Genomic DNA, 15,437 nt, shown 5'->3' with positions numbered 1-15,437 from the left:
TCTGTTCTATTCTTTCAACGCTCCGATCATGACCCCTTTTACAAAATACTTTTGCAAAAAAGGGTATGCTATCAGTATAGGCAGCGTTGCCACCATTATTGTAGCATATTTAATACTTTCCCCGATTCTCGATTTGTCCTGGCTGGAAACATCCGTCATCATGGCATCGGTGCTGTTGGCGATCAAGATCTCCCGCAATATGAGTTGAAGAGGATAGAGATTACGGTCTCGCAAATAAATCATCGCTTGAAACCAGGCATTCCAGTGCGCTACACCATAAAATAGAATCATGACCGCCATGACCGGCATGGAAAGCGGGATGACGATCCGAAACAGCACCGTAAAATCATGCGCACCGTCCAATTTTGCAGACTCAATTAGTGATTCCGGTATGGCCGCGAACGATGTTCTCATTACAATCAGATTCCAGGTTGAAATTAAAGTAGGCACGACCAGCGCAGTCAAGGTATTGCCCAGTCCCAACGTATTGTTGACCAGCAAATACGTCGGAATGAGGCCGCCTGAGAAGAACATGGTGAAAGCAATGAGAAACATCATATGGTTTTTCCAATACAATTGCTTACGAGACAACACATAGGCGCCCAAGGAAGTCATCAGCAGATTGACGAAAGTACCTCCCAAAACCACCAGCATCGTATTGCGGTAACCGGACGCAATATTCGGATTTTGAAATACAAACCGGTACGCCTCAACGTTGAAGGAAAGAGGTTTAAGCAATAACCCGGTGTGTCCAACTAGCGCATCGGAATGACTCAGCGAAGCGACGGCAATATAATAAAGCGGATACAATGTAAGAATCATCATGAAGACAAGACCGCCCGTATTCAAAGCATCGAATACGTACTCATTCTTCGTTTTTTTCACCCCCACCGTTCACCTCCTCTACCACAGACTCGTATCATTCAGCCTTCGGGATATATAATTCGCCATAACCAGCAACATAAAATTGATCATCGATTGAAACAAACCAATGGCCGTTGTATAGCTGTACTCACTTCCGCTCTCCAGACCTCTTCGGTAAATGAAGGAAGCCAATACATCAGCCGTTTCATACGTGTTCGGATTGTACAGCAGAATGATTTTTTCATAGCCGAGTTCCATCATATTCCCGATTTTCAAGATTAGCAAAATCACAATCATCGGCATGATGCCCGGAATCGTGACATGCACCACTTGCTTGAAACGTCCCGCACCGTCCACTTTGGAGGCTTCATACAACTCGGGATTGATGCCGCTTAAAGCGGCCAAGTAAATAATGGAGCCCCAACCAATATGCTGCCATATATCAGAGGCGATATAGATCGTCCGGAAATACTCCGCTTTGGATAACAAAGCGGTCTGTTCCAACCCGAACCATACCAGCACATGGGTGATGAAGCCGTCTCTGGCGAGAAAATCCACCAGCATGCCGCAAACCACAATAATGGAAATAAAATGCGGAAGATACGTGACCGTTTGCACCGTCCTCTTGAACCATTGTCTGCTGATTTCATTCAGCATCAGGGCGAAAATGATCGGGGCCGGAAAAGCAAACAACAACTGGTACACATTGATCAAAAACGTATTCCTGATCAGCCGCCAGAAATAATAACTGTCATAAAAATTTGAAAAATGCTTCCACCCCACCCATGGGCTCCCGCTCACTCCCTTAACCGGGCTGAAATCTTTGAAAGCAATCACCGCGCCGTACATCGGAATATAGTGGATAACCAAGTAATAGAGCAGGACGGGAACTGCCATGATATAAATATATTTATTGATTTTGAAGTCTCTGATGATTCGGTTTCTTTTTCGCAATGCCTTCCAACGCTTCTGCGCCGGCGCTTTGGCGACATGCATTTCGGCCAAGATCGCGGCCTCCTATCGTTCAAATATAATGGGGGCAGGCAAAGTTCTCCTCTTTGCCCGCCGGTGTACAGTTGCAACTAATTACTGGTGTATCGGTCATATGCCGTCTGCATCATTTCAAGAGCTCGTCCGATTCCCATCCGATTGATTTGTTCCACATAAGCATCGAATTGGTCCAGGGACTCGTCGCCATAAATAAATTTCAACAACATCTCCTCACGATAGGTCTTGACATCTGACATAATTTGGGCCAGCTCACTGGATTCCTCCACCGTATGATTCACCGGCGGCAATCGGTACGCGCGGGAATAATCGCTGTGCTCCGAGAAAACGGACATCGCATCTTGCTGTTGCGGAAGGGTATAGTATTGTTCCAGGTAACGATCGTCGTCCATGCCCGGCGTCGGATAATTCGCCCGGAAATAACGCGCCATGGATTGGGCAATATCATAGCCGTTCGAGTTGTTCATAATCAGATCCGTATAAGTCGGATACCCATCCACTATTTCATAGGTTACTCCTTCTACTCCAAAATTCTTGAGCATGTGCCCTTCTTCCCCATAAAAATAATCGAACCAACGAACGGTTTCTACCGGATGCTCATTGGCCGTCGTAATGCCTGCCTGACCATTGATCGACACTTCAAAATTGAAGGGAACAAAACGCGGCTGCTCCCCTTTTTCATAAACCGGAAAAGGCGCTGCTACAAGATTAAAGGTCGGATCATCCGCTTTGGCCACATAATAGCTGCCCATGGAACCGCCGATATACCCGGGTACAGCGCCTGCCTGATCATTCAACAGTTTGGCATCAATCGCTTTACGGTCATTGGTGGCAAAATCTTTATCCAGCCACCCCTCCACATACCATTTATTCATCGTCTCCAAGGCTTGCTTCATCCCCGATTCGATCGGCCCGAACCGTACCTCTCCATCTTCCACAAAGAAATCATGGGTCACTCCATACGCTTCAATGAATGAGGGGATGTTTTGGAGGAAGAATAAATTGGTCGAGAAGGGAGCTTCAACGCCTTTCTCCTCCTTGAACGTTTGCAACACTTGTTCCCAATCCGCTATCGTTTCCGGCATGTTCAAGCCAAGCTCATCCAGCCAATCCTGACGAATGAAATTTCCGGAGAACGTTCGATATCTCCCCACATTAATGGAAGGAAAGGCATAGATTTCACCGTTTGTCGTGGAGATTTGTCCCATTACTTGCGGATAATCTTCCAAGACTTTTTTGAAATTTGGGGCATGCTGTTCAATCAGATCATTCAGTGGAACCAGGACGCCGTCTTCAATCGCCTTTGTCGGACCGCCTGCATATTGGTTCCAATTCCCCTCCATAACATCCGCAAAATCCCGGGAAGACATGATGAGGTTGAACTGTTGGTTGGCCTGCCCAGCCGGAGGATGCTGAAACTGCAGCTTGACATTTGTGTCCTTTTCCATTTCCTTATACATTTCTACTTCGCTCAAGCTTTGCAGAGAACTGGCTACATTGTTGTTCAGATTGGTCCAGTAAGTCAGATTGATTTCCGGGACGCCGGGATCATCGGAACCAGTAGCATTCGGTTCCCCTTCACCGCTGCTCCTTTCATTTTCATTCGTCAACGATTCTGTCGAGTTCTCATTGTTGCTACTCGAACAGGCTGCCATGAGAACCAATAACAACACGGCCAACCAAAGAAATACAGTCGTGCGTGAATCCCTTTTCATTTTTTCAAACATCCCCTCTCTGATCGTGATACCAACTTGATTCATATAGTAGCGCTAGTGCGCTCGAACTCCCTCATTGTAAAGAGAAGGGAGGCGTTTCGTAAATCATCAATCGTAATTTGGGATCATCAAAAACGTACAATATAGAACAATAACAGCCGTCAGAACACGCAATTAAGGTGAAAAAGTCACTGGCTTTGCACAATTGCTTCCATCGGGAGGGAGCGTGCCGTCGCCACGAACGTATTCTCCATTTTTGGGGTGGTATGTAGTTTTGCGTGTCCTGCCTGCGCGTTTCCCGCTGGTTCTTCTTGGCGCTTTCCATAAATAAACAGCCAGAGGGGTCTCTGGCTGTTTTATAGTGGTTTGCACAATATTCCGGCAAGAACATGATGAATTTGCACATTATATCGGCGGTGAAAATGTCGGCAAATTCCCGTAAACCTCTTCGATTTGCATATGGACCAGCCTCCCGATCTGTTCCTTTGCAGTCTACCATGCGATTCGTTTTTGCGCCTGAGCGATCGTCTTTTCAATAAGCACAGCGGCAGATTGTGCGTTCGCCAGTCTCAATCCCTGCCCGGCCCAGAGCGACATGTATTCCGGGTTATTGGCCCGGGCTGATGCCTGGCGAATATCCGTGGTCATGGCATGCTGAATCGGATAAGCAGGAATCCTTCCTGCAGGCATCGATCGCATAAACGTGGTTTGGATCCCTCTCGCCGCTTTGCCCGAATAGGCATTCGTCACTTCGGTGGCATCCTCGCTGGCTGCAAGTATTTTTTGTTTGTGCGTGGGGTGGGCGCCGCTTTCCGTACAAGTTAGAAATGCAGTCCCCATCTGAACGGCGGATGCGCCTAATGTGAGACTGGCTGCGAGCCCCCGTCCATCCATGATCCCGCCCGACGCAATGACAGGGACCGCAACATGATCCGCAATTTGGGGGACCAGCGCCATTAACCCGATTAAGGATTCGGATGCTTCCTTCAAGAAGGTCCCTCTATGTCCGCCCGCTTCGCTTCCTTGCGCCACCACGGCGTGTGCACCGGCTCTCTCCAGCCGGATCGCTTCATCCACTGTCGTCGCTGTACCGATGACAAACGTTCCATGCTGGCTCAGACGCTCCATCACTTCGGGCGAGGGAATGCCGAATGTGAAGCTGAACACTGGAACGCGTTCCTCCAGCACAACGTCGATCTGCTCCTCGAAGGAGGGGAAGTCGAGATGCAGCGAGGGGCGCTCGGGAATGCCCAGTTCACGGCGGTATACGTCGAGACAAGCCGCCATATCCGTCAGCACCGCCTCCTCCGGCTCTTCAGCTTGCCCAGGGCCAGGGACAAACAGATTCACGCCGAAGGGGCGATCGGTTAACGTTCGGATGTGACGAATGGCGCTGCGGATCTGTTCGGGGGACAGGTACCCGGCTCCGAGACTGCCGAGTCCGCCTGCATTCGATACGGCCGCGATCAATTCCGGCGTCGTTGGCCCGCCGGCCATCGGGGCTTGAACGATTGGAGCGTCAATAGTGAGCAAACGCGTCAACACGGTTTCTATCATTTGGGAACGCCTCCTGGCTATCATGCGTTAGGGATCGGCTGCCCGGACGACTTATTGTCATGCGGCCCGCTTGCCGCTAAGGTTCTGAATGGGGGCGGGCGCATACCGGTTTTCTTCATTGTATCGGTCATCCTGGTCGGTTACAACAAAAAAAGGACCCGCGCCTCTTCATGACGAAGAGGACGCGAGCCCCAGTTGACTGTCGATTTACTCGCCATCTTCGAGCATGGCCAAGGCGCGCACCGGAGAGCCGTCCCGTCCGGTAATCTTGAGCGGCGCGGCCATGAAGAAGAAGCGGTCGACCGCCAGCTCCCTCAGCCGGGCCAGTCCTTCCACGATGACGATTTCTGCGCCGAGCAATATGTGATGCACCGGATCATAGTCGGTCGGGTTCGGCGTCGGCACGTCCATGCCGATCATCCCGATCCGCCGGTCTGCCAGCCATTGCGCGAGCTCCAGTGTCATGTAGGGAAAGTCAGAAAAATAATGCGGCTGCGGGAACTGCAAATCCCAGTCTGTGCGGTAAATGACGCGCGCCCCCGGAACGATCGACGCTTCGTAAGGCAGGAAGTCTTCGACGGTCAGCGGCGCTTTGGCTTGCTTATGCGACAAGTCGACCAACAGCGTCTCTCCGATGCACTTGTGCAGATCGAGCTGCTCCACCGTTTTGCCGTCCCGCACAAAATGAAACGGCGCGTCCAGGTGCGTGCCCTGATGCGTGCTCATCGACAGCTGCGAAATGTTGTAGCCGATCGTATCGACTGTATTGTGGACGATGACCGCACACTTCGGGTCCCAGGCAAAAGTCGGCGCCCCGTGATAGATATCGAGCGACAAATCGACGAATGTTCGCATGTCCCTTCGTCCTCCTCTTTTTTGGACTCCCTGTCTCAATTAATTCGCTTGCGCGTCCAGCACGATTTTTCCGGCGGTCGTCGTTCCGTCCGCCAGTTCGAGGAAGGCGTCCGGTCCGGCGGACAGCGGCCGCGTTTCGATCCAGCCGTCTGTGCGGATGCGGCCGGCCTCGAGCAGATCGAGCGCCTGGCGGAAGTCGCGGCCGGAATACGTATACGAGCCGAGCAGCGACAGCTCCTGGCGTACCAGATCGTTGATCGGCATCGGCGTCACGCCTTGGGCCAAGCCGACCATGACGATCCGGCCGCCCGGATTGATCAGCTTCATCGCTTGCTCGCGAGTCGGCTGCGCCCCGACGCAATCCAGAATCACGTCGACGCCGTCCGGGAACAGCTCCGTCCAGCGGTCCGCCAACTCTCCGGCAGGGACGGCGCGGGCGCCCAGCTCAGCCGCATAGGCCAGCCGCGCTGGCTGCAGATCGACGACGGTGACGCGACCGGCTCCCATGCATTGCGCGGCTTGCAACGCGAGCAATCCGATCGGCCCCGCACCGTAGATCAACTGCTCGTCGAGCGGCTGCACGCCGAGCTTCACCGCGTGAACCGCGACCGCCAGCGGCTCGGCCAGCGAGCCGAGCAGCGGGTCCATGCCGTCCGGAACCCGGATGGCATTCGCCGCTGGTACGGCGACATAACGGGCAAATGCGCCCGGCCGATGAATGCCGACGATCCGGCGACTGCCGCATATGCTGCTTTTTCCGGACAGACAGCGGTCGCATCTTCCGCAGGCGATCAGCGGATTCACCGCCACCTTGTCGCCGATCGACAATTCCGCAACATTCGCGCCTAACTCCGTGACGCGGCCGCAAAACTCATGCCCCATAACGAGCGGCGGAAACCGCACGCTGCTATGGCCGAGATACCCTTCCAACTCGCTGCCGCAAATGCCGACCTTGCTGACCTCGATCACTACTTCGTCCAAGCCGCAGACTGGCTGCTCGAGCTCCTCCAGCACCAAATCCCGCGGTCCTCTATAGACAAGCGCCTTCAACGGCGATCCCTCCTCTTCGTATTCGCCGTCAGACGACGACCTTGTTGACGATATGCCGCGGGCGCTCACCAGTGAACAGCCGCTTGATCTCCAGCGCTGCGAACTGCTGCAGGCGCAGCAGCGAATCCTCGGAATACCAGGCGCAGTGGCTGGTGACGAGGCATTGGTCGAGCCGCAGCAGCGGATGATCGCGCTCGATCGGCTCCCGCTCGAGCACGTCGAGCGCGGCCCCGGCGATCCGTCCGTCGCGCAGCGCTTCGGCCAATGCTTCGGCATCGAGGATGCCGCCGCGCGACGTATTGACGACGTACGCCGTCGGCTTCATCGACCGGAACGCTTCCTGCGACATGGCCCCGCGCGTCTCGGCGTTCAGCGGCAAATGCAGCGACAGCACATCGCTGTCCGCGAGCAGCGTCGCCCAGTCCGCGCGGCGCACTCCCCGCTCGGCGAACACGTCGTCCTTCACGTAAGGATCGTACGCGATCGCATCCATCCCGAATGCTTGCGCCCGCTGGATGACCGCCCTGGCGATATTGCCGAAGCCCGCCGTGCCGATCGTCCGGCCGCGCAGGCCGTAGATCGGGCGGCGCGGCGCGATCTGCCACTCTCCGGCGCGCACGTCCGCCACCACTTGCGGGATTTTGCGCACAGAGGCCAGCATCAGCGAGATCGCATGGTCCGCCACCTCGTCCACCGCATAATCCGGCACGTTCACCACCGGTATGCCGCGCACCGCCGCCGCTTCCAGATCGACATTGTCGACGCCGATGCCATAGCGCACAATGATGCGGCAATGCTGCAGCGCCTCGATCACCGTAGCATCGACAGGAGCCCACTGGGTCAGAATGGCGTCCGCGTCCGCACAGAGCGCCGCCACCTCCTCCGGCGTCCGGCATTGCCCGGTCGCGAATTCAAAGCCAAGCGGCCGAAGCAACTCCTCCTCCTGATGCAAATCCGGAAACCCATAATCGGTCACCGCCACTTTGAGCCGTTTATTCATTCGCTCTCCCTGCCTCCCTTAGCCCTCATTCGTGTCGTCCTTCTCCTGCGCATCTGAGGCCATTCGATTATTTCGCCAGATAGCCGCCGTCGACCATCAGGTCTTCCCCCGTGATGAACGTCGCATCGTCGGAAACGAGAAACGCCACCGCGCCCGCCACTTCGTCGGCACGGCCTTGCCGGTTCAAAATGTGCAGCGCGGATACGCGGCGGTTCTCTTCCTCGACATCGAGGCCGAGCTCGGCACAGCTGTTCTCGAACGCCGCGGTGCGAATGTAACCCGGGCAGACGGTATTGACGCGAATCCCGAACGGACTGAGGTCAATCGCCCAGCATTTGGTCAATCCGCGAATTGCAAACTTCGTCGCATTGTAAGTCGCAAAGTTGGACTGCCCAATGAATCCGCTTACAGACGACAGATTGACGATCGCGCCCTTGCCGCTTGCTTTGAGCAACGGAAGCGCATGCTGGGTCACGAGCGTCGTGCCGACAATATTGACGTCGAGGATCGCGCGCCACTCCTTCGGCGTCGCCTCCACTCCCTTGAATACGAAAGCAGCCGCATTGTTGACCAGAATGTCCACCGAAGTATGACGCGCACCGATTGTTGCAAAAGCTTCGGCGACCTGCTCCTCGCTCGAAATGTCCACCTGGATCGCTTCCACGAATTTTCCGGTCAGCTTGCGAATGCGATCGGCCGTCACCGCCGCCTCGACGTTGCGATCCAGCAGCCATACCTCGCAGCCTTCCTCGCTAAGCCGCTGCACGATCGCCTCTCCCAGGCCTTGCGCGCCTCCGGTGACGACTGCGACCTTTCCTTGTAACCCTCTCATGGTCCACCTCCCAAGGCGTTCGGCCCGGCTCGACCAGCGCGCTGATCAGCCGTGAATGCCGCCTCTTATACGATCTTATGTCTATATTGGTTATATGTCAATGTATCCAATTTATATATCCAATTCACATAGCCTTAAACAAACCTCAATGATCGGCGAGGGCTTCTATTTCCACAAGCCTTGGCGTCAACGCGACATGTCGGATCGCCGTCTCGCCGCCGATCGCATCCGCGATAAGGGTGGCGGCATGAACGCCCATTTCCGTCGGAGATTGATCGATATAAGCTGCAGGCATGCATCCGTCGGGCACGAATCCGGGTTCGTCGAAGCCGACAAGCACGGTGTTGTCCATCCCGAGAAGACGCAATCCGCGGCTGACGTACTGCATAAGCTGCGCGTCAGCAGTCGCGACCCCAGCCAGATCCGAATTGCTCCGCAAGTAATCGAGGATGGCGTCCGGAACGCGATCCGCTCGCGACGAATAGGATCCGCCTTCGATCAGCTCCGGGCCGACATTCAAGTAGCGCTCGCCCGCAACCGGGGGGACGGCATTCTCGACCAGAGCGGACTGGAAGCCGAACACCCGCTCCTTGACGCCTTCCGTATAGTCAAACGGATAAGCAACCAATCCGATCGGACCTGCCGCGCGGCGAGCCAAATACTCGCCCATCAGGTATCCGCCGCGCTCGGTGTCGCAGTAGACGCGGTTCGCCTGATAGTCGCTGACATACTTCTCAACGAACACCAGGGGAAACTTGTCGAGAATCAGCCGGATCAGGTCGTCGTGAAAAAGCGCGCCCCTGGGCGCCACGACAATCAGCCCGTCGATCGCAAGCTCCAGCATATCCCGAATCGCAGTCGGCTCGTGGACGGGGTGCGGCTCGATGCGCTTGAACAGCAGATGACAGTCGCGGCGCGACAATTCCGCCTCCACGCCGGAAATGAACCGGGCGGCGTATAGATGCTCCATCAAGGGCATGACGAGGCCGATGAGCGGCTTCGTACGAGGTCCTGTCGTTTGGCCTGTAGCGGCTAACGCGTCGTCGTTGCCCGAATGGTGCAAGGCTCCGGCCTTCGGCTCTGACGCCCGACCTTCACGTTTCAGAATCGAGGGGGCATGCGCGGCGACAAACGTCCCCCTTCCCTGCTGCCGGTACAGCAGCTTCTCCGTCACCAAGCCGAGTATGGCATTCTTGGCGGTAATCCGACTGACGCCGAATCGTTCGGCCAGCGTCCGCTCTGCCGGAATTTGCGCATGCGGCACCCATTCGCCGAAGACGATTTGTTGCTTCATATATTGTTGAATTTGTGCATATAACGCAAGTTGTTCGGACATCGTTTGATCTCGGCTCCCTTGCCTGCTGGCTCTGCATAGTATAGTTGGATATATCCAGTATCCAGTATAGCCGATGCCTCGCCCCGCAACAATCCGTCAAAAAAGGTTCCGGCTTCGTCGAAAACGAAGCCGGAACCTGGTCCCTTTAGGATCGTTAAGTTTTCTGAGCATGATCATCACGGCCTGCAGCGTTGGAAACCAGAGAAACCTCCAGCCGCCATGTCGCCGTTTCGCCGCCGGGGACTTGCATCACCTTCCCCCTAGTATATGCTTCCTGCAAGAAAAGCAATCCCAGCCCCGGAGACCGGATCGCTGACAGCGGCATATCCTTCTTGCAAAGGCGCGGTAAAATAATACTTCTCGGCCTGTCCGCCGGACGCGTCCTCCAGGGTGGACAGATCTATAATCGCTCCATCCTTGGTGCGCGCCATCGGGTAAGAGGCTATCGCATGCAGGCCGCCCAGACGTTCCCGATGAGAATAGGTAAGCTGAATAGCCCCTGTGGCAGGAATCGTATGGAGCTTCTTTTTCAAGTACCTTTTCCGCATCATTCGAAAATGTGACGCTATATTTCGAATTCACGCTTTAAGTCCTCCAATGATTTTGTCTTTCCACTCTGATATTCAATTCGACCTTTTTCTAATGCCTTCAGGTCATCACTTGTTAAATACTCATCTTCTTCGTCCACTTGTTTTTCAAGTAACCAGGACAAGAAGCTTTTGGCTACTACTTTATTCTTATCATTAAGATGATCCAAGATATGGTTCAAATCATCATGATGGGATGAACGCATTCGTAGTCGCCTCCTTTAGTTTCTTCATCCTTATTATACGTGGATGCTCCAGAATTTATTGGATTTGCGCAATGGCCCGCAGCCTACCTGCTCCTCATGACCGTTCCACTCTGACCTTCGGTTCCCGCCCCGAAGGTCTTTTTTCTGGGCCACTTCGCAACCAATCCAGAGTGTTATAGGTTGGATCGGCCCCCTTGGAGCTACCTAAATTACTTTAAATCTTTTAAAATTCTTTTGTACTGCTTCTCAAAAGACCCCGTGTTATAATTAATAAATAAGAAAGGTAGGGGACACTTTATGGAAAACTTGCTTCAACAGATTCTTCAAGAGATACAGCGCCTTAAAGAAGACGTCCGTCAAGTGAATCAAAATCAACTTCTTTTAAATGAAAACCAACATCAAATGAGCCATCAAATTAATGCCATTCACCAGTCTGTTGTCCGAATTGAAGACGGACAACCTAAAGATATTTTTGCACTTTTAGAAAAAATCCACCACAACTTTCTTGATAAAGATGCAGAAATTGCTGCTCTCAATAAACGCGTATTTCGCTTAGAAACTGATATCGAAAAGTTTAATCGACAATAAGTTAATTCTTGACGTTCTTTTGTAATTTATATGCCGATCTTTCCTATAACGTTTAGGGTTCATGACGTCCGACGAAGTCGGATGTGTCCGGCTGATTCTACTTCCTGGCTTCATACCTCCGGCCCGGACCAAGCGGCGAAAGCCGCGCAGCATGCACCCGTTGTTAGGCGTTGCTGGCGACCTCTTCGACTTCGAGTAATCAAAAAATGTAGGTTTCCTACTGCTGTTAAGACTTGCTTCCTTGATCGGATTTATAAATCAGACTTCATACGCGAGTCTGCCATCTTTAAAATACACAGTTCGATACGCTGTCTCTCTCAGTTTACATTCAAGATAAGACCCCTTAGTTCAATTAGAGACTTGATTCGATAGCTTGCCCGTGAAAAGTCATGTGCTTTTGTAAACTCATTATGAACAACAACACAGTCGATACCAGCCGCCACAGCTGAGTTTAACCCTCTGTTGGAATCTTCTACAACCAGAGTATCCTCTTTAGTAGCTCCAAAACGCTTCAGACCGGTTAAGTACGGTTCTGGGTGCGGCTTGGTACGCTCGTAGTCTTCGCGAACAAGAACGAATTCCATGAATTGTTTGATATTACGCTTTTTATGAATAAGTTCAAAATCTACACGTTTTGCAGTCGTCACGATGGCCATGCGGACATACTTTGACAGTTCAGCTAGAGTTTCAACTACACCTTCAATCTCTATGGCTTCTGTTCTTAGATATTCCTGATAAAAGTCGTTTCGGACCGCACGCTGCTTGCTAATGGTCTGTTCATCTATACCTGCCCTCCTAGCTTGGGCCCAAGTGCCCAATGACTGGGTCATGTCGCGGAGATATTGATTTTTATCCAAGGTAAATCCAATGTCAGCCAGAGCACGTTCTCCCGCTTTGTAATACCAGTATTCAGTATCGACAAGAACACCATCGTGATCAAAGAGTATGTACTTTTTCATTGTTTCGTTCTCCTTCATGTTTCTCCATATGCGGAAGCTTCTTGAATTCGCTTCAAGAAATTCGACTAGTTTTAATTTTTGATTTTTCGCCAGTTTGGCCTAACGTTCCTCGCATTCTCGAACCTCCAAAGGAGGTTGTCCGCAGCTCCAACTTCCTCGAAAATGCTTCCAGACGGAAATGGAAAATAACAATAAAATCCATAGGCTCGCACGGGTCCCGGCTTCGTCCAACATGGATTTGCGCAATGGCCCGCAACCTACCTGCTCCTCATATCCGTTCCACTCTGACCTTCGGTTCCCGCCCCGAAGGTCTTTTTTCTGGGCCACTTCGCAACCAATCCAGAGTGTTAGGTGATGTTAATGCCTTCTTGAATTACTCGAAAAACGCTTTTGGATATCTCAATTCGCCTTTAATTTTCATTAATTCATGTTCTTTCAACTCATTCACCATAAATACTTCATTTGGTACTTTAAATTGAGTTAATTCCAAGTTGAATTTTCGAGCTGGTTTAAATCCGAATTTTGGATAGTATTCTGGATGGCCGATTAGTAATACTACATAAAATCCAAGTTCACTACATCTCTTAATTCCTTCATTGATTAATTGTTTTCCAATACCTTGTTTTTGATAATTAGGTCTCACTGCTATGGGGGCAAGAACAATTACTTCGTGCTGTTTATCCCCTTCGACAACTTCAGCTTTGCTCAATAATACATGTCCTACTATCGTTCCTTTATCTTCAGCAATAATGGAGAGCTGAGGAATAAAGTTTTCTGTATCTCGAATCCGTTCGACTAGTTTTGCTTCATCTTCTCGATCTCCAAATGCTATGACATTAACATCATACACTTGAGAAAAGTCATTTTCATTTTCAGTCCGAATGATTATAGCCATGTGGCCTCCTATGTTTGATTTAGATTTTGAGTTGCTTTGCATTATTTTCACCTAACGTTCAGGGTTCATGACGTCCGACGAAGTCGGATGTGTCCGGCTGATTCCGCTTCCTGGCTCCTACTCTCCGGCCCGGACCCAGCGGCGTAAGCCGCGCAGCATTGAAACCGTTGTTATGTGGAGTATACGCCTCCCTAAATATGCCATCACCAAGGTTCATTAATCCAAGTATCTTTTCTCGCTATTAACAATTTCGTTTCATTGTTTTTTGAGAAGAAATTATTATCGTCAATTTCTTTGTAATAGTATATTAGTACATCATTTATTATTGCGGCATCAAACATCCAAGTACCAGAAGGCTCAGCCTGTATTATTGCTTCCCATGGTCGGCCGTCTGTTGCCTCGTTAGTAAAATACACGCCTGATTGATTGAAGATACGCGAAAATACATTCATGAATTCCCATATAGTTGATCTATATTCTTCTCTAACTGTGTTACAAAAAGAACTCTGTGTAATCTCCTCTGTCCATAGGAGAAGACTAACTTCAAGCCAAGATTGCTGTAATTCTTTAATGCTATTTAAAGTCCACCCCATAACGAATGGGCGAATGTGGATTTGTTGTCCGTGAATTTTCAGTTCTATTGTTTCTTCTCCTCCAGTCACAGACAAGGCGCCATCCTCTGCTATATCCCATTCAAGTCTATTGAAAGCTGAGATTATTTTGTTTTCGTAAATCCCAATTTCATTTAATGCAGCTATGAAATCTAGCAAGATTTCTTTAATATTACTTTGGTCGCATTTTAAGTAAGTTTGAATTTGAGAGTATTCAGGCATCTAATCCCTCATTTCATCTTTACGTGTATTTCACATAACGTTCTGGTGTTCATGAACCCGAGAGGCTTAAGCTGCATCGGCGATCCCGCGGAGCGGATCGCACGGCCGGGTCGTCAGACTTAGCCTCACAAGGTTGTCCGCCTGAATCCGCTTCTTTGAAAATCCTTCCCGCGGACCGAGGGCCGAATGGCCCGAAGCATGAAAACGCTGTTGAACGAAACCGCTGCGCGGTAGCTCCCGAAACTCCTACATCTGAGTCGCTACACGCATAAAACCGCGATCGCCAATAACCGCCTGACCGCGGTGGATGCCGACAGGGTGACGTTCCAGTACCGCGACTACAAGGATGGCAGCCGGGTCAAGTCGATGACCTTGGAGGCGATGGAATTTATTCGACGCTTCCTCCAACACGTGCTGCCCTCCGGCTTCCAGCGCATCCGCCACTATGGATTCCTGAGCAACGCCAATCGCCAGACGAAGCTGCTGCAATGCCTGCGTCTAACCCGGACCGCCATTCGGCCCAAGGTGAAGCTTTCGGCGCAGGCGCTCATGCTCAAGCTCACCGGCAACGATCTGTCTACCTGTCCGGCTTGCGGCGGCCAGTGGCAGCAGGTGCTCACGCTTGCCCCCAATACCGGGTGAGCGGGGGCCAACTTCATCGCTTCGTCAACCGGCCCGTTTTGGGGAGGGGGAAGCTCTGTCCACTTCTGGCAAATGGTCCATCGCGTAGGTACCGGATGAGCGACGGCCAACTTCATACCTTTCGTCAACCGGCCCGCTTTGGGGAGGGGGAAGCTCTGTCCACTTCTGGCAATGGTCGACCACGTAGGACTTCCACGCGCCAACCTGCCACCATGCGATCCTCTTTCGGTCCGCTAGACGCAGGTGGAAAAGAATAACAAAGTCCATAGGCTCGTGCGGGTCCCGGCTTCGTCCAACATGGATTTGCGCAATGGCCCGCAGCCTGCCTGCTCCTCATGAACGTTCCACTCTGACCTTCGCTTCCCGCCCCGAAGGTCTTTTTTTCTGGGCCACTTCGCAACCAATCCAGAGTATTAAGTATTAGAGCCTGTTCAAAAAGCCCTTAGATTCAGATAAAAAAACAAAAATGCACCGAAGCATTAAATGGTAAAATGGAGGTATCCCGACCAC

15 protein-coding genes and 1 pseudogene are annotated in these 15,437 nt (G+C 51.9%); 2 read left to right on the top strand and 14 right to left on the bottom strand.

Going from position 1 to position 15,437, the window contains the following annotated elements:
• Nucleotides 1-6: 6 nt before the first annotated feature.
• The 11 genes from IDH44_RS00080 to IDH44_RS00030 all read right to left on the bottom strand — a co-directional run bounded on the left by IDH44_RS00080 (nt 7) and on the right by IDH44_RS00030 (nt 11,010).
• Nucleotides 7-891, bottom strand: coding sequence for a carbohydrate ABC transporter permease (locus IDH44_RS00080; RefSeq protein ID WP_317890078.1), 885 nt, complete (start codon nt 889-891; stop codon nt 7-9).
• A 12-nt stretch (nt 892-903) separates the two neighbouring features.
• Nucleotides 904-1,860 (bottom strand): ABC transporter permease, encoded by a 957-nt coding sequence (locus IDH44_RS00075; RefSeq protein ID WP_190913540.1) that lies wholly within the window; start codon nt 1,858-1,860, stop codon nt 904-906.
• 86 nt (nt 1,861-1,946) lie between these two features.
• Complete coding sequence (locus tag IDH44_RS00070; protein ID WP_190913509.1) at nt 1,947-3,599, bottom strand: type 2 periplasmic-binding domain-containing protein; 1,653 nt, start codon at nt 3,597-3,599, stop codon at nt 1,947-1,949.
• A 480-nt stretch (nt 3,600-4,079) separates the two neighbouring features.
• A complete protein-coding gene (locus tag IDH44_RS00065; RefSeq protein ID WP_190913507.1) occupies nt 4,080-5,144 on the bottom strand; it encodes an NAD(P)H-dependent flavin oxidoreductase in 1,065 nt (354 codons plus the stop codon).
• Nucleotides 5,145-5,351: 207 nt separating this feature from the next.
• Entirely contained in the window at nt 5,352-5,999 is a 648-nt protein-coding gene (locus IDH44_RS00060) for a cyclase family protein (RefSeq protein WP_190913498.1), read from the bottom strand.
• 39 nt (nt 6,000-6,038) lie between these two features.
• Nucleotides 6,039-7,049 (bottom strand): zinc-dependent alcohol dehydrogenase, encoded by a 1,011-nt coding sequence (locus tag IDH44_RS00055; RefSeq protein WP_190913496.1) that lies wholly within the window; start codon nt 7,047-7,049, stop codon nt 6,039-6,041.
• Nucleotides 7,050-7,077: 28 nt separating this feature from the next.
• Nucleotides 7,078-8,049: a C-terminal binding protein gene (locus IDH44_RS00050; protein ID WP_190913494.1), complete on the bottom strand. Its 972-nt coding sequence runs from the start codon at nt 8,047-8,049 to the stop codon at nt 7,078-7,080.
• A gap of 67 nt (nt 8,050-8,116) precedes the next feature.
• Nucleotides 8,117-8,881 carry an SDR family NAD(P)-dependent oxidoreductase gene (locus IDH44_RS00045; protein WP_190913492.1) on the bottom strand — a complete coding sequence of 255 codons (765 nt, stop codon included), beginning with the start codon at nt 8,879-8,881 and terminating at the stop codon, nt 8,117-8,119.
• Nucleotides 8,882-9,026: 145 nt separating this feature from the next.
• Nucleotides 9,027-10,217 (bottom strand): GntR family transcriptional regulator, encoded by a 1,191-nt coding sequence (locus tag IDH44_RS00040; RefSeq protein ID WP_190913490.1) that lies wholly within the window; start codon nt 10,215-10,217, stop codon nt 9,027-9,029.
• Between the two features lie 260 nt (nt 10,218-10,477).
• Complete coding sequence (locus IDH44_RS00035) at nt 10,478-10,750, bottom strand: hypothetical protein (RefSeq protein WP_190913488.1); 273 nt, start codon at nt 10,748-10,750, stop codon at nt 10,478-10,480.
• 32 nt (nt 10,751-10,782) lie between these two features.
• Entirely contained in the window at nt 10,783-11,010 is a 228-nt protein-coding gene (locus IDH44_RS00030; RefSeq protein ID WP_190913487.1) for a hypothetical protein, read from the bottom strand.
• 297 nt (nt 11,011-11,307) lie between these two features.
• On the opposite strand from IDH44_RS00030, the gene IDH44_RS00025 reads away from it, so the two are divergent.
• Nucleotides 11,308-11,598, top strand: coding sequence for a hypothetical protein (locus IDH44_RS00025; RefSeq protein WP_190913486.1), 291 nt, complete (start codon nt 11,308-11,310; stop codon nt 11,596-11,598).
• A gap of 317 nt (nt 11,599-11,915) precedes the next feature.
• Here IDH44_RS00025 and IDH44_RS00020 read toward each other — a convergent pair whose 3' ends face one another.
• The 3 genes from IDH44_RS00020 to IDH44_RS00010 form a co-directional block, all read right to left on the bottom strand.
• A complete protein-coding gene (locus IDH44_RS00020; protein ID WP_190913485.1) occupies nt 11,916-12,557 on the bottom strand; it encodes an HAD family hydrolase in 642 nt (213 codons plus the stop codon).
• A 373-nt stretch (nt 12,558-12,930) separates the two neighbouring features.
• Nucleotides 12,931-13,452: a GNAT family N-acetyltransferase gene (locus IDH44_RS00015; RefSeq protein ID WP_190913484.1), complete on the bottom strand. Its 522-nt coding sequence runs from the start codon at nt 13,450-13,452 to the stop codon at nt 12,931-12,933.
• Nucleotides 13,453-13,655: 203 nt separating this feature from the next.
• Nucleotides 13,656-14,285, bottom strand: coding sequence for a hypothetical protein (locus tag IDH44_RS00010; RefSeq protein ID WP_190913483.1), 630 nt, complete (start codon nt 14,283-14,285; stop codon nt 13,656-13,658).
• Nucleotides 14,286-14,534: 249 nt separating this feature from the next.
• On the opposite strand from IDH44_RS00010, the pseudogene IDH44_RS27310 reads away from it, so the two are divergent.
• A pseudogene (locus tag IDH44_RS27310) lies at nt 14,535-14,927 on the top strand (IS91 family transposase); the annotation flags it as partial.
• Nucleotides 14,928-15,437: the final 510 nt, after the last annotated feature.

The organism is Paenibacillus sabuli (assembly GCF_014705605.1).
Classification (GTDB): domain Bacteria; phylum Bacillota; class Bacilli; order Paenibacillales; family Paenibacillaceae; genus Paenibacillus_D; species Paenibacillus_D sabuli.
The sequence above is the reverse complement of the archived record's forward strand: the minus strand, read 5'-3'. Positions and strand labels throughout refer to the sequence as shown.

Bases quoted from the DNA above. Each gene is read 5' to 3' on its own strand.
- IDH44_RS00060 (WP_190913498.1), bottom strand. From the start codon at position 5,999: ATGCGAACATTCGTCGATTTGTCGCTCGATATCTATCACGGGGCGCCG.
- IDH44_RS00020 (WP_190913485.1), bottom strand. From the start codon at position 12,557: ATGAAAAAGTACATACTCTTTGATCACGATGGTGTTCTTGTCGATACT.
- IDH44_RS00050 (WP_190913494.1), bottom strand. From the start codon at position 8,049: ATGAATAAACGGCTCAAAGTGGCGGTGACCGATTATGGGTTTCCGGAT.
- IDH44_RS00040 (WP_190913490.1), bottom strand. From the start codon at position 10,217: ATGTCCGAACAACTTGCGTTATATGCACAAATTCAACAATATATGAAG.
- IDH44_RS00070 (WP_190913509.1), bottom strand. From the start codon at position 3,599: ATGTTTGAAAAAATGAAAAGGGATTCACGCACGACTGTATTTCTTTGG.
- IDH44_RS00030 (WP_190913487.1), bottom strand. From the start codon at position 11,010: ATGCGTTCATCCCATCATGATGATTTGAACCATATCTTGGATCATCTT.
- IDH44_RS00015 (WP_190913484.1), bottom strand. From the start codon at position 13,452: ATGGCTATAATCATTCGGACTGAAAATGAAAATGACTTTTCTCAAGTG.
- IDH44_RS00075 (WP_190913540.1), bottom strand. From the start codon at position 1,860: ATGCATGTCGCCAAAGCGCCGGCGCAGAAGCGTTGGAAGGCATTGCGA.
- IDH44_RS00010 (WP_190913483.1), bottom strand. From the start codon at position 14,285: ATGCCTGAATACTCTCAAATTCAAACTTACTTAAAATGCGACCAAAGT.
- IDH44_RS00025 (WP_190913486.1), top strand. From the start codon at position 11,308: ATGGAAAACTTGCTTCAACAGATTCTTCAAGAGATACAGCGCCTTAAA.
- IDH44_RS00065 (WP_190913507.1), bottom strand. From the start codon at position 5,144: ATGATAGAAACCGTGTTGACGCGTTTGCTCACTATTGACGCTCCAATC.
- IDH44_RS00045 (WP_190913492.1), bottom strand. From the start codon at position 8,881: ATGAGAGGGTTACAAGGAAAGGTCGCAGTCGTCACCGGAGGCGCGCAA.